The organism is Flavobacterium sp. KACC 22763 (assembly GCF_028736155.1).
Taxonomy (GTDB): domain Bacteria; phylum Bacteroidota; class Bacteroidia; order Flavobacteriales; family Flavobacteriaceae; genus Flavobacterium.
In genome coordinates this window covers 5291345-5305269 of sequence record NZ_CP117879.1, presented here as the reverse complement: position 1 = coordinate 5305269, position 13925 = coordinate 5291345, and the positions used below count along the sequence as shown (strand labels likewise).

At 34.2% G+C, this 13925-nt stretch carries 13 protein-coding genes; 4 read left to right on the top strand and 9 right to left on the bottom strand.

Going from position 1 to position 13925, the window contains the following annotated elements:
* Nucleotides 1-6: 6 nt before the first annotated feature.
* Nucleotides 7-819, bottom strand: a complete 813-nt coding sequence (locus PQ463_RS22420; protein WP_274255566.1) for a helix-turn-helix domain-containing protein — start codon at nt 817-819, stop codon at nt 7-9.
* Between the two features lie 397 nt (nt 820-1216).
* Between PQ463_RS22420 and PQ463_RS22415 the strand changes: the two genes are divergently transcribed.
* Nucleotides 1217-2314: a Ppx/GppA phosphatase family protein gene (locus PQ463_RS22415; RefSeq protein ID WP_274255565.1), complete on the top strand. Its 1098-nt coding sequence runs from the start codon at nt 1217-1219 to the stop codon at nt 2312-2314.
* Nucleotides 2315-2921: 607 nt separating this feature from the next.
* Here PQ463_RS22415 and PQ463_RS22410 read toward each other — a convergent pair.
* From PQ463_RS22410 to PQ463_RS22385, 6 genes are all read right to left on the bottom strand, one after another.
* Entirely contained in the window at nt 2922-3998 is a 1077-nt protein-coding gene (locus PQ463_RS22410; RefSeq protein WP_274255564.1) for a hypothetical protein, read from the bottom strand.
* 73 nt (nt 3999-4071) lie between these two features.
* Nucleotides 4072-4551 carry a hypothetical protein gene (locus tag PQ463_RS22405; RefSeq protein WP_274255563.1) on the bottom strand — a complete coding sequence of 160 codons (480 nt, stop codon included), beginning with the start codon at nt 4549-4551 and terminating at the stop codon, nt 4072-4074.
* A 16-nt stretch (nt 4552-4567) separates the two neighbouring features.
* Nucleotides 4568-5047: a YybH family protein gene (locus PQ463_RS22400; protein WP_111377342.1), complete on the bottom strand. Its 480-nt coding sequence runs from the start codon at nt 5045-5047 to the stop codon at nt 4568-4570.
* Between the two features lie 140 nt (nt 5048-5187).
* Nucleotides 5188-6255: a type II asparaginase gene (locus tag PQ463_RS22395; RefSeq protein WP_111362846.1), complete on the bottom strand. Its 1068-nt coding sequence runs from the start codon at nt 6253-6255 to the stop codon at nt 5188-5190.
* 23 nt (nt 6256-6278) lie between these two features.
* Entirely contained in the window at nt 6279-7727 is a 1449-nt protein-coding gene (locus PQ463_RS22390; RefSeq protein ID WP_274255562.1) for an aspartate ammonia-lyase, read from the bottom strand.
* A 36-nt stretch (nt 7728-7763) separates the two neighbouring features.
* Nucleotides 7764-8990 carry a DcaP family trimeric outer membrane transporter gene (locus PQ463_RS22385; protein WP_274255560.1) on the bottom strand — a complete coding sequence of 409 codons (1227 nt, stop codon included), beginning with the start codon at nt 8988-8990 and terminating at the stop codon, nt 7764-7766.
* Nucleotides 8991-9430: 440 nt separating this feature from the next.
* On the opposite strand from PQ463_RS22385, the gene PQ463_RS22380 reads away from it, so the two are divergent.
* Nucleotides 9431-11011 (top strand): tetratricopeptide repeat protein, encoded by a 1581-nt coding sequence (locus PQ463_RS22380; RefSeq protein ID WP_274255559.1) that lies wholly within the window; start codon nt 9431-9433, stop codon nt 11009-11011.
* 66 nt (nt 11012-11077) lie between these two features.
* Here PQ463_RS22380 and PQ463_RS22375 read toward each other — a convergent pair whose 3' ends face one another.
* Nucleotides 11078-11536 carry an Lrp/AsnC family transcriptional regulator gene (locus tag PQ463_RS22375; protein ID WP_274255558.1) on the bottom strand — a complete coding sequence of 153 codons (459 nt, stop codon included), beginning with the start codon at nt 11534-11536 and terminating at the stop codon, nt 11078-11080.
* A gap of 161 nt (nt 11537-11697) precedes the next feature.
* Here PQ463_RS22375 and PQ463_RS22370 point away from each other — a divergent pair, with 161 nt between their 5' ends.
* Both PQ463_RS22370 and PQ463_RS22365 read left to right on the top strand, forming a co-directional pair.
* Entirely contained in the window at nt 11698-12600 is a 903-nt protein-coding gene (locus tag PQ463_RS22370; protein ID WP_274255557.1) for an EamA family transporter, read from the top strand.
* Nucleotides 12594-13355, top strand: coding sequence for an alpha/beta fold hydrolase (locus tag PQ463_RS22365; protein ID WP_274255556.1), 762 nt, complete (start codon nt 12594-12596; stop codon nt 13353-13355). Before PQ463_RS22370 ends, PQ463_RS22365 begins: the two co-directional genes overlap by 7 nt.
* On the opposite strand, the gene PQ463_RS22360 is transcribed toward PQ463_RS22365, so the two are convergent.
* Nucleotides 13352-13597, bottom strand: coding sequence for a hypothetical protein (locus PQ463_RS22360; RefSeq protein ID WP_274255555.1), 246 nt, complete (start codon nt 13595-13597; stop codon nt 13352-13354). The genes PQ463_RS22365 and PQ463_RS22360 overlap by 4 nt on opposite strands.
* Nucleotides 13598-13925 lie beyond the last annotated feature (328 nt).

Here is a 13925-nt window from a genome sequence, read left to right as displayed (position 1 = left end):
TGTAAATTAGTTGTTGTTATTCTTATGCAAAGGCGACATTCCAAATTCTTTTTTATAGGCATAAGAGAAATGAGACATATTAGCAAAGCCGATTTCTAAGTAGATGTCGCTTGGACGCTGCTTGCAGTTTTCTATTAGATATTTTGCTTCAGAAAGCCGTTTTTTAGTCAGCCATCTGCTTGGAGTAATCTTAAACAATTTCGCAAAATCCCTTTTGAAACCTGACAAACTGCGTCCAGTAAGGAAAGCAAATTTTTCTAACGGAACATTGTATCTATAATGACCATTCATAAACCCTTCCAAATCCAATTTTCCAGGCTCTTTAAATTCAAACAGCATTTGCTTAATTTCAGGATCGATATCTGCAAGTATTAAAACCAGTTCCTTAATTTTAATCTGTAAAACTTCATTATCAATATCTTTTCTTTGTCCATATTCATGTAATAGAGCGACAGATTTTTTCAAGATGTTATTTGCCTTTATAATCTTCACCCCTTCACCATGAAACCTTTCTGATTTGAATCCAAATTCTTTTGAAATTTCTTTAAGAGTACTTTGGTCAAAATGAACCGCTATAGATTTAAATCCGCCAGATTCTGTGTGTTTAATTGATTTTGTTAATTGATTTCTTCTAAAGAAACGATAATCACCAGCAGTAAAAGTATATTTCTTATGTCCTATCCAGACATCGTGTCTGCCACTTATGATATAACTAAAGATGTGATCGGACACAAAAGCTTCGTTTTCAACATTCTCTCCCGAATAGAAATTTTGTATGAGCTTTGGCTCTGAAAGAATTTGATCTTTTTTTGATTTCATTTTCCCTTCATTTTTATCTGATACAAATTTCCCAAATATTTTAATCCGCAAGTTTGTTCAAACGTCCAAATTCATTTATTATCTCTAAAAAAACAGTTCTTAGTAAACTATTTAGCTTTCAAATGCATCCAGCTACTAAACAGAAAAGCTTCAGATTTCTCTGAAGCTTTTTTATAAATATACTTTTTCGAAATAAAACCCGTTATTTCTTTACAATAATTTAATGTCACGTTTTCTCAATAACCGATTTTATATTACTAAATGTTTTATTAAATTCGCAATTCCGTAATGAAATCATTTGTTTTCATTCTAAAATTGTGATTTTCACATAAATACCACAAAAAAGAAACTTTATAATTCTTAAAAACAAATTATATTATAACTACAATTCAACACAATGCTTAAAAAACACAACCCCAAATTTTTATTTTTTACCCTTTTAACATTATTTTTTTCTGTTACTTCATTCTCGCAAAAAAATATTTACGCTGGAATTGAAATTGGCCGAAGAGCAATCAAAGTTTCCGTTATTGATGTAAGCAACATTAGAAAAGCTGATTACAAAATCCTTTCTTTCTGGACTGAGAGAATTCCTTTTGCTGACCATATTGACTCAAAAGGTGAACTTACTCAAGAAGACATCACAAAAACTAGCTTGACGGTTACAAACCAATTGCAAAAAATTAAAGCTGAGAATAAAATTCTTGAAGAAAATATCTTTGTTGTAGCGGCTCCTGTTTTTGCATCTGCTCGCAACATCGATGTTCTAAAAAACAAAATTGCTATCTTAACTGGTAAACAGTTAGAAATATTAGAAGTTAACGAAGAAGCAAAAACACTTGTGAAAGGTGCAATACCGCCTGTAGATTTTGCTACTGCTTTTCTTCTTGACATTGGTGCTCAAACTACAAAGGGAGGTTATATCGACGAACTTAAAGATGGTAAATTAGAGTTTGTTCCTTTAGAACTTAGTTTTGGAACAATGACGCTTACGGATGCTGTTGAAAAAACAGTGGTAAATAAAAGTCAGGTAAATGATATGTCTACTTATCAGGAAAAGTCTTTTGATTATAATGTAATTCTACGTAAAAAAACTAAAGAGTTATTTGATGCTAATCCTCCTTTAGCAAAAAAGAATAAACTATACTTATCTGGTGGTGCTGTTTGGGCATTTTCGACTCTTTTTTATGATGAAAATGCTAATAAAGAACATTATGTAGCTTTAACTCTTCAAGATGTTATCGATTATGATGCGATTCTTAAAAATAACTTTGGCAAGTTTACCAACCTTGCAAAAACAAACAAAGAAGTTGCTAGAGTCTTAAGCACTTACGATCAAAAATATTTAATTTCGGCAAATAATATTCTTGTAACTTGTCTTGAAAGTATTCCAGATTTGGCAACAAAGAAAGTTTACTTTGTAAAAGAAGGACAGGTAATCTGGTTAATCTCCTACATCGCAGATCGTTCGAAAAAAATAAATACTAATTTCTAGAAGTATTTTAAAAATCATATGAAGCCTCAGAGAAATCTGGGGCTTTTTTATTTCACCTCAGCATAAGATTCTTTAATCTGCATTTCATTAATTATATCCAAAAGCTCCATTTCATCGGTTGGAAATAAATGAAGTGCTTGTTCTAAAACCAATCCAACTTTCAATTTTATACCATTTTCAACAATCCAAGCATCAGAAATACACTCTAAATAATTGGTTATCTAATACGATAACAATTCTTAATATTCCGCTAGGAATATCTCGTCGGTAGAAAAAAAAATAATGTTGCATTACAATGTGTCCCGTAGGGACACCTGATTTGCGAAACATTTAACCAATCAAACGTTCCTACGGAACGTGTATTCGGGATTCAAATTTCATTTCTACCGACGAGACATTCCTACGGAATGAACATAATTTAATGTCGCTCCTCTGGAGCTTTTTGATCATGGGATTTAGATTTTCTACAAATATTTTGCTCCGCTGGAGCATACAAATCAGATTCTATTCCTATGAAATATTTAAAACATAATATTAAACACCAAAAATGCGTAAACCCAAAAGGACTTACGCATTTTTTTTGATGAAACATTATAAAAAACGCCGTTTATCTTCTTCTTCCGCCGCCTCCGCCGAAGCCTCCGCCTCCACTAAAGCCACCTCCACCACGAGAACCGCCTCCCATTTGCCCAGCGCTTGGTCTTGATGAAGAACTTCCTCCTCTATTAAAATTAGAGTTTGAAGAACTTCCTCTATTAAGATTTGAAGTCCCCGCACTTGGCGACGAACTCTGACGGGTTCTTCCAGATGCACTAGTATTTCCTGCACGATTGGAATTTCCTGCTGATGGTCGTGTGCTTGCTGAAGGACGCGAATTACCTCGATTGGTATTGTATCTGTTATTGGTAGAATTGTCTCGTACGGTATTAGATCTTGATCTATTATTATTGTAATTATTAAAATTGTTTCTATTATTAATATATACATTGTTTCCGCCATGATAATGCCCTCCATGATAACCATGATGATGGTAATAATGGTTGTGGCGATAAATTCCGACCGCCATTACGGTAAAAGCGGCGAAATAAGGCGGATAAAATCCGTAATAATAAGGTGGATAATACGGCACATAAGCTGGTGAATATACATATTGTACAATTGGCACCGTTTCTACCACAACTGCTGTTACAGCTGGCGAACTTTGTACAGGATCGTCTCCTGCATAGGCAGGATTTGCTGTTTTTGCTGGTGAGGATTTGCTTACTGGTTCAATGACATAATCTTTTCCGTACAGCAGTTCATCGCCGACAATCTGCATTTTTACCTTTCCGTTTTTATCTTTATCGACCAAAATAACAGCAACGTCTTGGTTTTCTTTCTTGTTTACAGCAACTTGAAGAATAAAAGTAAACGAATTTCCATTTTTCTTTGTGACTACTTTTATAAAGTCTACTTTTTTATCCAAATCCAAATCCAGATTATTGATTCCTGTTTTCTCCAGATTCAGATTTTTTTCAAATTCCTCAATGGTTTTTGATTTCTGAAACAGAGACATTACAGCATACAAATCAAGATTATCGCCAGGAAGCCCAAGTTCTGGTCCATCGTTATCAGATTGGCAAAAAATCAACTGGGTTGACAAGATTAATGCAACTGTCAAATATTTTGTAAATTTCTTTATCATAGTAAGAGTATAAAATATTAATAAGTAGAGTAGAAAATCTTTTTATATTTTCTACTCTATACCCAGAAATTGTCTAATGCATTTTGGTTTTATCCAATTCTCCAATAAAAGGAATAGAGTTCTGAATTTCAGATCGTATGGTTACTTGCAAATACTGCTCAAGCTGTACAAACTTTGCGGCATTGATTCCGCCAATGGCTTTTACCAGTTTAGAATGCGTTTTGGCAAGGAGTTTTTCAGATTCTTGATTGTATTTTAGATTTGCCGATGTTAATTCTGTCGCTTTAGCATCGCTCAGTGTGGCATAATTCTTTGCATAATCTTCAAGAATTTGAATCTTCTGCTGACTCAAAGCTTTGCGTTCCGATTCGTAATTATCATAAATCGGTTGAAATGCTGTAGCCTGCACATCTGTTAATCCTAAATATTCTTTAACTACATCTGCCTTAGATTTTCCATAAAGATCTTGGATTAACTTTATCTCATCTACAGAACTTTGAGCAGTGGCATTCAATCCAAAAGCCAATAACAGTACAAATAGTATCTTTTTCATAATCTTTATTTATAAATTACTCTACCAATCCATCAGAAGCACTCATGTCTCTTACACATACATATTTGCCATCTCTTTTTTCAAAAAAGCTCATATAGTTTCCTGTATTAATTGGTGTTTTGGTAGAATCTGTTACTTTATAATATCCTACTTCCACAACCATATTTCCATCATGAGAAACAAAAACTTCTTTGGTTTCAAATGATATCGTATTGGTGTTATCAGTTAAATCAGATTTCAAAAATTCATATCTCGCTTCTTTACCAATAATCGGTGGTCTGTTCTGATAAAAAGTTATCGCATCGTCTGCATAATACCCTATCTCTTTTAGCTGACCAGCATTGTATGTTGCGGCATATTCATTTTCTTTTGCTTGAATTTGCTTCTTAACTTCCTTTAAGTCAATTACAGTATTTTCGTCCTTTTTTGTATTGCAGGAAATCAATAAAGCACAGAATCCTGCAAGAACCCCTCTTGTAATTATTTTACTTTTCATATATATTTAATTTTCAAGTTGATATTACATTATTCCCTTTTACTAGCAGGCCAAAAAGTAGCTGTTGACTTTAGCAAAGATTTTATCAGCATCAATAATAGTATTAGGATCATAAATTTAGATTTGCTTAAACAACAAGATTAATACTCTTCGAATATCTTTTGGAGTTCTGCTAAACTTCTCTGTTTCAGCAATGCCACTGACAATAAGATTCTAGATTTTTGCGGATTCAAAGCGTATGAAGCAATAAGTCCAAGTTCATCATCATTGCATTCTACATTACGGCTTACAAGTCCAGTTGCAACGCGCGTGCTTCGAACTACGATAATTCCTTTTTTGCTCGCCCTTGCACAAGCGTCTAGAGAAGCTTTGTTCATGTTTCCGTTTCCTACTCCAGCAATTACAATTCCTTTGGCGCCGCGTTCTATTGAAGCATCAATTAAATCTGGTTTCATATCTGCATCGGCATAAATAATATCTACGCGAGGAAAAGTGCTAACGCCTTTCACATCAAATTCTGAGTTTTTTCCAAATTTTTGACTTGGATAATTAAAGAAATCGTTTGTTCCGTAAGAAGTAATACCAATAAGTCCACGAAGCGGAGACATAAAAGTTTGAACGGCCGTGGTACTTACTTTTGTTAAAGATTGAGCCGAATGAATCCAGTCATTCATTACCAAAAGCACTCCGCGTCCTTTTGCTTTAGGATCACCAGCTACTGCAATAGCATTATAAAGATTTAAAGGTCCGTCTGCACTAATTGCTGTTGATGGACGCATTGATCCTACAAGCACTACTGGTTTATCTGTTTTTGTAGTGAGATTTAAAAAAAAGGCCGTTTCTTCCATCGTATCAGTTCCGTGCGTAATTACAAAACCGTCTACATCATTACTATTGGCTAATTCATTAATTCGATTGGCTACTTTCAGCATAATTTCAAATGACATATCCTGAGATCCAACATTCGCAATTTGCTCGCCTTTTATATCGGCCACTTTTAAAGCATCTGGAATTGCATTTACCATTGCATCAATGGTAACCTGACCCGAAGTATATCCTGATTGTACTCCTGTTTTAGCAGAACCTGCAATTGTTCCTCCTGTTGCCAAGATTAAAACCTTAGGCTTAGCCTGTCCGAACATGCTGATGTTTAATGACAGTATCAGCAGTAAAATTATTTTTTTGCAAAAGTTGATATTTAATTTCATGTTTTTTCTGTTTAAAGTTGAGGTTATTTTTGGCCTGTTAAAGTTGCTGGATCAAGCAGTTTTTTAATTTGATCTTCTGTCAGCAATTTCTTTTCGCGTATAAGTTCCAGAATACCTTTATTGGTTGCCAATGCTTCTTTGGCTAGTTCAGTTGTTTTTTCGTAACCCAAAACAGGATTCAGAGCAGTTACAACACCAACACTTCGATCCATATAATGCGCCAAAACGTCTTTGTTTACCGTAATGCCATCGATACAATTTTTTCTAAACAATGGCATTGCTTTAAAAAACAGCCCTTGAGATTCCATCATGGCAATGGCTTGAACAGGCTCAAAAGCATTTAACTGCAATAAACCAGATTGCGCGGCAATTGTTACCGTGAGATCATTCCCCATTACTTTAAAACACAATTGGTTCATAAGTTCTGGCATAACCGGATTTACTTTTCCTGGCATAATTGAAGATCCCGGCTGAAGTGCAGGCAAATTGATCTCGAAAAAACCTGTACGTGGCCCAGAAGCTAAAATGATCAAATCGCTACTTATTTTTGCCAGCGCAACCGCCATACTTTTAAGCGTAGAAGAATACATTACAAATCCTTGCTGGCTTGTTGTAGCCGCAATAAGATCTTTGCTCATTACAATTGGTTTTCCTGTAATTTTTGCCAAATGTGCAGCTACTTTTTCTGCATAACCAGGAGAAGCTGTAATTCCTGTCCCGATCGCAGTAGCTCCCATATTTTGTTCGCATAGATAAACTTCAGATTTTTTCAAAGCACTAATCTCTGCATCAAGCTGGTTACCGAAAGCATGAAATTCCTGACCTACCGTCATTGGTACAGCATCCTGTCCTTCGGTTCTTCCCATTTTTAAAACATCTTTAAATTCATCACCTTTTTTATGGAAAGCTTTAGCCAAAAGATCTGCTTCTTTAAGCAGTTTGTCATTATGAAGCAGTAATGCCACTTTTATAGCTGTTGGATACACATCGTTGGTTGATTGCCCCATATTAAGATCATCGTGAGGTTCAATGTATTGATATTCTCCTTTTTTATGTCCGCTCAGTTCCAGTGCAATATTGGCCAAAACTTCATTCACATTCATATTTGCAGAAGTACCAGCACCTCCTTGGTACAAATCAACCAAAAATTGATCATGATATTTACCATCAATTACTGCCTGACAAGCTTTTTCTATGGCAGCCAGCCTATCTTTTTTAAGTCGGCCGACATCAGCATTGGCACGTGCCGCAGCTAGTTTAACCATTGCAAAAGCTTTTACATAGTCAGGATAAGATTGCGTAGTCAAGCTACTTATCTGAAAATTTTCTAACGCACGTGCGGTCTGCACACCGTAATAAGCATTTGCCGGGATTTGTTTTTCTCCTAGAAGATCTTTTTCTGTTCGGGTCTGAGCATTAAGACTGCCTAATGACAGTCCGAACAATAGCAGGTATTGTACAGTTTTACACATATTTTCTTTTTTTATTAATTAAAAAACTAAAGGCTTTTACTGATTTCTTTTATAAAATGATTGCGAAAAATTATATCTAAAAGAAAACTGTATTTTATTTATTGAAGTACTCCAACCGTCATTGAAATTTTCGCGGTTACCCCACTGAAATTCCACACCTACCATACAATTTTTCACGGGAGTGTATAAAAGATTTCCCAACACGTACTGTCCCTTTTTAAAAGCTTCATCAGTTTGTCCGTCTGAGTTATCGATGTCAATCATAGAATATCCAATTGCAGTACTAAATTTATCACTCCAGTTATGATCTAAGAAAGCAACAACACCAACTAGCGGAAGCGCAACACCTTTTACAGGAGTTACAGGATTACCAAAATTGTTTTCGATACCTATATCAACGGGAGCATCATTCATGTAGTTTTGAATTCCTTCTCCATATACAACCTGCCCTCTAAAAACATCATTTTTACTAAAATTGATATTAGTACTTAAATTAAGTCCCCAACCCACTGCATCTCCAGACAAGTTATATTGGTCATTATTCTGATCTTTCCATTCAATTTTTCGAACTATACCAGCTAACTCGACATAACCCCATTTGGTAGCATGATGGTACTCAGCCGTAAGATCTGGCAACGGAAATCTTGCCTTTACTCCTTGCAGTTCCACACGATTTGCATAATCTCCCTGATCGGCACTTGCTCCAGGTCTTTCTAATGCAATGGTTAAACGGGTATCGCCTTGAATTGGCATATAGCGAATTTGAATATTTCTAAAAAACACCATTCCGGTTGGTCCCCAATATTCTAGAGAATTTGGGAATACGCCAATATCCATAAAAGGGCTCCAGGTTTGTCCAGCTCCAAATTTTCCTAATTCAGCATAAGCATGGCGCAGACGAAAAGTAGTTTGTCCTGCATCGACACCTGTACCGAACAATTCGAATTCAAAATGAGTTTTTAATTCGCCAATTCCTGTATCAAAATAATTTTTAAACCCTAATCTAGTTTGGCGAACAGAAGCGTAGTAACTGCCATCTGGTCCATATTCGTTTTTAAAAGCGGGCAGTTTTGTCGGTCTCACCACATCGTACCAATCTGATTGTATCTGATTAAAATTATAACCAATATCGGTCATAATAAATCCGTAGATTTCCATGCTTTTATTCCCTTCATCTTGAGCCTGAACAAAAGTGGAAATGAGGAAACAAATTATGAGGACACTATGCCTCATAGCTGTCATTTGCAAAAACCTTTTTTTCATAATGATTATAGTTTGTTTGTTATGGGATACAACTTTTAATCTGATTTTTGCAGTCCTGGTTTTAAAATAAAAGTCATTTTATTTTAAAAAAATCGATTTTTCTCAGTACGAATTTTTATTCACCTTAAAAACTTTTATCTGATCCTAAAAGCTTCTAATAATGGGAATGCAAAAATTTCAACACCTAATTATTACAGTCTTTTTTTTGTTAAAAAAAGAGAACAAACACAGTTTTTAACTGATTATCAAACAAATATAACTAATACAACAGCACAAATAGGGTTATTAACCGTTACATTTAACGGTTAAAAATATCAGATTAATAATACTAACATGTTAAAAATTTTAATAAATTTATATCTTCATAAGTATTTGGTCTTTAACATTTTATACGCCCCAGTGACTTTTTTTTGACATTAATAATTTTCAAATAATTTATTATGGAGTCTACAAAAAAAATCCCCTCGGATAAAATCTATAATGAACTGGAGAATGTTTTAAAGTTTTATTCTTTTAAAAACTCAACACTGTTAAGTAACTTTCTGCGCTATATTGTGACAGAAACTATAGATGAAAGACAGCAGTTTATCAAAGAATATTCTATAGCTGTAAATGCTTTAAGCAGACCTTCTCATTTTAATCCTCATGATGACGCCATGGTTCGAATTCATGCAGGACGCTTAAGAAAATTGCTTCATGAGTATTATTCTACAGACGGAAAAGACAATCCGCTAATTATTCATGTCCCAAAAGGCGGTTATGTTCCAGAATTTGTTCATAATAATAAACCGAGACCTACTGATCTCCCTATCAGTACCACTAAAACCAATCCTGTGATTACGGTTTTTCCTTTTAAAACAATTGCCCACCGTCCAGATCTAGAAGCCTTTTCGCAAATTCTTTCTGAAGAAATCAGTGCAGAACTTTCACGTTTTCAGGATATCTCTGTAATCGGCCATTTCTCTTCTGATAGTATTGCAAAAATTAATGAAAATGTTCTAGAAGCTGCCAATCTTCTCGGAGCAGACTTTATTATCACAGGACATATTCAAATTATCAGCAACAAACTGCAGATCAGAGTCAATTTGATAGACTCATCCTCAGGAAAGTTTATATTGACCAAATTGTTTACACCTGCCACTCTAGATGATGGCATTAGAATTCAAAATGAAATTGTGAGAGATATTGTTTCTACTATGGGCGGATATTATGGTGTTATTTTTAATGAAATAGTAAAAACTGCCCCTTCTAAAATTTCAAATAACACTGGTATTTTAAGAGCAATCTGCAGTTATCACGAATATCAGCGTTCCTATTCTATCGAAAATTTTGCTAAAGCGCTCTCCAATTTAACTGAAGCTGTAGAATTAGACCCTAACCATGCAATTGCTTGGGCAATGCTGGGCGAAATGCATTTAGCTTCTATTGCCTTGGGATTAGACAATTCCAAAAAAACGGTAGAAAAAAGCAGTCATTGTATTACAAAAGCTCTAAATATTGATCCTAATTGCCAGCAGGCTTGGTATGCACTGGCCATTATAAACTGCTTTAAAAAAGATCAGGACAATTGTCTATCAGCAACAGAACAATGTTTGAAAATAAATCCTAATTCGTCTGGTATTACTTCAGGAATAGGCTGTGTGTTGATTTTTGCAGGTTATTTTGAAAAAGGTTTTAATTTATTAGAAAATGCAATCCGTATTAACCTTTCACATCCATGGTGGATTAATGTTGGATATTGTTATTACTACATCCACAAAAAAGAATACCAAAAGTCTTTATATTGGGCTGAAAAAATGGATTTTGGCGAAACCATTTGGGATCCGTTGCTAAAAGCTGTTTCTTTATCTCTCTTAAGTGAAGATGCAAAAGCGAAAATCTATTTAAATAACCTTCTGGAACTACAGCCTCAGACAGCAACAGAAATAAAAGAAATGCTTTCTAGTTTTATGTTTTCTGACGAAATTGTTTTTAGAATTATAAACAGCTTAAAAAGAATTGGACTAAAAAATGACTTTTAATCTATAATAGATTTAATAAAAAACTACGCAAAACCTTATAAATAAAAGTTTTGCGTAGTTTTTTATCTAAAAATGCAATTTAGTAGATTGTTTGATATAACTCATTACAAACGAACTCTGTACTTTACTAATATTAGGAATATCCGAAAGCTTTCTGATAAAATCGTTAAACGATTCGGGATCTTTCACCACAACCTTTAGAACATAATCGAAGATTCCTCCAGTTACATATCCTTCAACAACCTCATCGAGTGCCGCAACTTGTCTCGAAAATTCTTCAACCAATTCTAAACGCTGACTGTTTAGAGAAACATTTATAATTACTGTAAAATTTAACCCTACCTTTTTCGGGTCAATTATCGCCACATAATCTTTAATGTAACCTTCGTTTTCCAGTTTTTTTATTCTATCATAAACCGAAGTTCTCGACATGTTGAGTCTTTCCGTCAAATCTGTAATATCAAATCTTGCATTCTCCTGAAGGATTCGAAGTAACTCTATTTCTTGTTTGCTTAATTCTTGCATCGGATTTTTTCCAGTTAAAGTATAAAAAATAATTCAATTTCGGACAAAACACATAAATAAATACATATTACAACATTAAATACATATTTAAATCTAAAACATCGACCTTTATTCTTCATTTTATACTTTTGAATGTACAAAACATATTTCAACAATAAAAAATGAACAAATATATTATCATTGTAGCTTTGGGCGCATTAAGTTTCGGAATGCTTTCTTCTTTTGCTAAAATCGCATACGGAGAAGGTTATTCTCCTGCCGAAATCACTTTGACACAAGCACTTGCAGGAACCATAATTTTATGGTCAATCGTAATTTTCAGGAAGCTCAAAAATGGCACTAAACTGGTGTTAAACTGGAAATTACTTTTGGCGGGAACCACAATGGGGTCTTCTGCCTATACCTATTATTTATCTGTAGCCTATATTCCCGCTTCTTTGGCGATTGTTTTATTAATGCAGATTACGTGGCTTAGCATTTTGGTTGATTGGATATTTTTTAAGAAAAAGCCCAATTCAGTTGAGGTTGGTTCTGCACTTTTTATCATTTTAGGAACTGTTCTTGCAGGGAATCTTTTAGATCTAAACAATGCTGCTATTTCTTTTACAGGAATCGCTTTGAGCTTATTATCGGCAATCCTTTATACTTTATATATTGTTTTCACAAGCAAAATTGGCAAAGAAACGCCAATGTTTGAAAAAAGTGCTTTAATGACCAGTGGTTCTGCCATGATTATATTTTTAATCAACTGCGAAGCGATTACCACTAGCACGCATTTAGATTTTGGGTTGTTGCAATGGGGAACATTCTTAGCCATTTTCGGAACTGTGATTCCGCCAATCTGTTTTACAGTCGGAATGCCTAAAATTGGTGCGAGTTTGAGTTCAGTCTTATTAACGCTAGAATTGCCTGCTGCCGTTTTTTGTGCACATATTATATTGGGCGAAAAAGTCACCTTTCTGCAAATTGTCGGCATTGCAATAATGCTTGGCTCAATTGTTTATCTTAATGTTTCGAAAGCTAAAAAAGAAAAAGTAATCCAAAACGAAACCGCGATATGTTAATCAATATAAACGGAAATAATCTCTACGCAGAACATTTTTATGGTTTTGAAAATCGCCCTACAATTGTATTTCTTCACGATTCTTTAGGTTGTGTAGAACTTTGGAGAGATTTTCCAAAACAGATTGCTGAGGTTTCTCAATGTAATATTTTAATTTATGATAGATTAGGATATGGGAAATCTGACCCAATGCCGACTTATGTTCGTCCTTTAAATTATCTAGAATTAGAAGCTGACATTTTAAATACTATTCTAGAAAAGCTAAAAATTGAAAATGCTATTTTATTTGGGCACAGCGATGGAGGTTCGATTGCATTGATTGCTGCAAGTAAATATCCGCAACGCATTAAAATGGTTATTTGTGAAGCGGCACATATTTTTGCTGAAGAAATTACGCTTAATGGTATTCGTGAGGCTGTCATTGCGTATCAAAACACAAACTTGCCTGAAAGACTTCAGAAATATCACGGAAACAAAACGGAAACTATTTTTAAAGCTTGGACTGAAACATGGCTCAGCGCCGATTTTAGAAATTGGAACATTGAAAACCTTCTCCATGAAATCAAATCTCCGTTACTATTTATTCAAGGCGAAAAAGATGAATACGGAACTTTAGATCAAGTCAGAAAAACGATAAATGCGGTATCTGGAAAAACTGAAAAATATATCATACCAAACGTTGGACATACTCCACACAAGGAAGCTCCAAAAACTGTTTTAGATAAAATCGCTGCATTTATGGCAGAGAACTACTAAGCCACTTTCTTTGCAACGCGTTTTTTCTTTTCTAATAATTTAAGATGATTTTCAGCACATAGAATTTTCTCTGTTGTGCCATTTTTGTGTATCTCGATAAGATAATGAAAATCACTTTCTTTTGAAGTCGATTTTATTATAAGCCCCTTTTTAAAAACCATTTTTCTTTCGATAATAGTTCCCTTGTAAGATATCCCACTCAATGCTGTGTAGGAAACATCTTGTCCTTTTACAAATTTCATTGTTTTAGCCGTTTGTTCCTAATATTTGCTAATACTTCTAAATTTGAAAAACCAATGTTAAGGGGGGAAATCAGTTTTTCTCTTTCGGCGAATGTATAAAGTTTCAGCAATCTACAAACCCGTATTTATACCTGTTTTTTGAATTTTAAATATAGTTATTTTTTTAATGTAAAAATAACCTTCCAAAAAAAAATTAATACAATTTAGAACAGCTTATTTGGCTAATTTTCTAACATGAATTCTTGGTATTGAAAGAATGGCTTTTCGCTCTAAAAAACTAAAATTCAGCAGTGTTAATATCAAATCAAGAAAAAATACCAAACACATG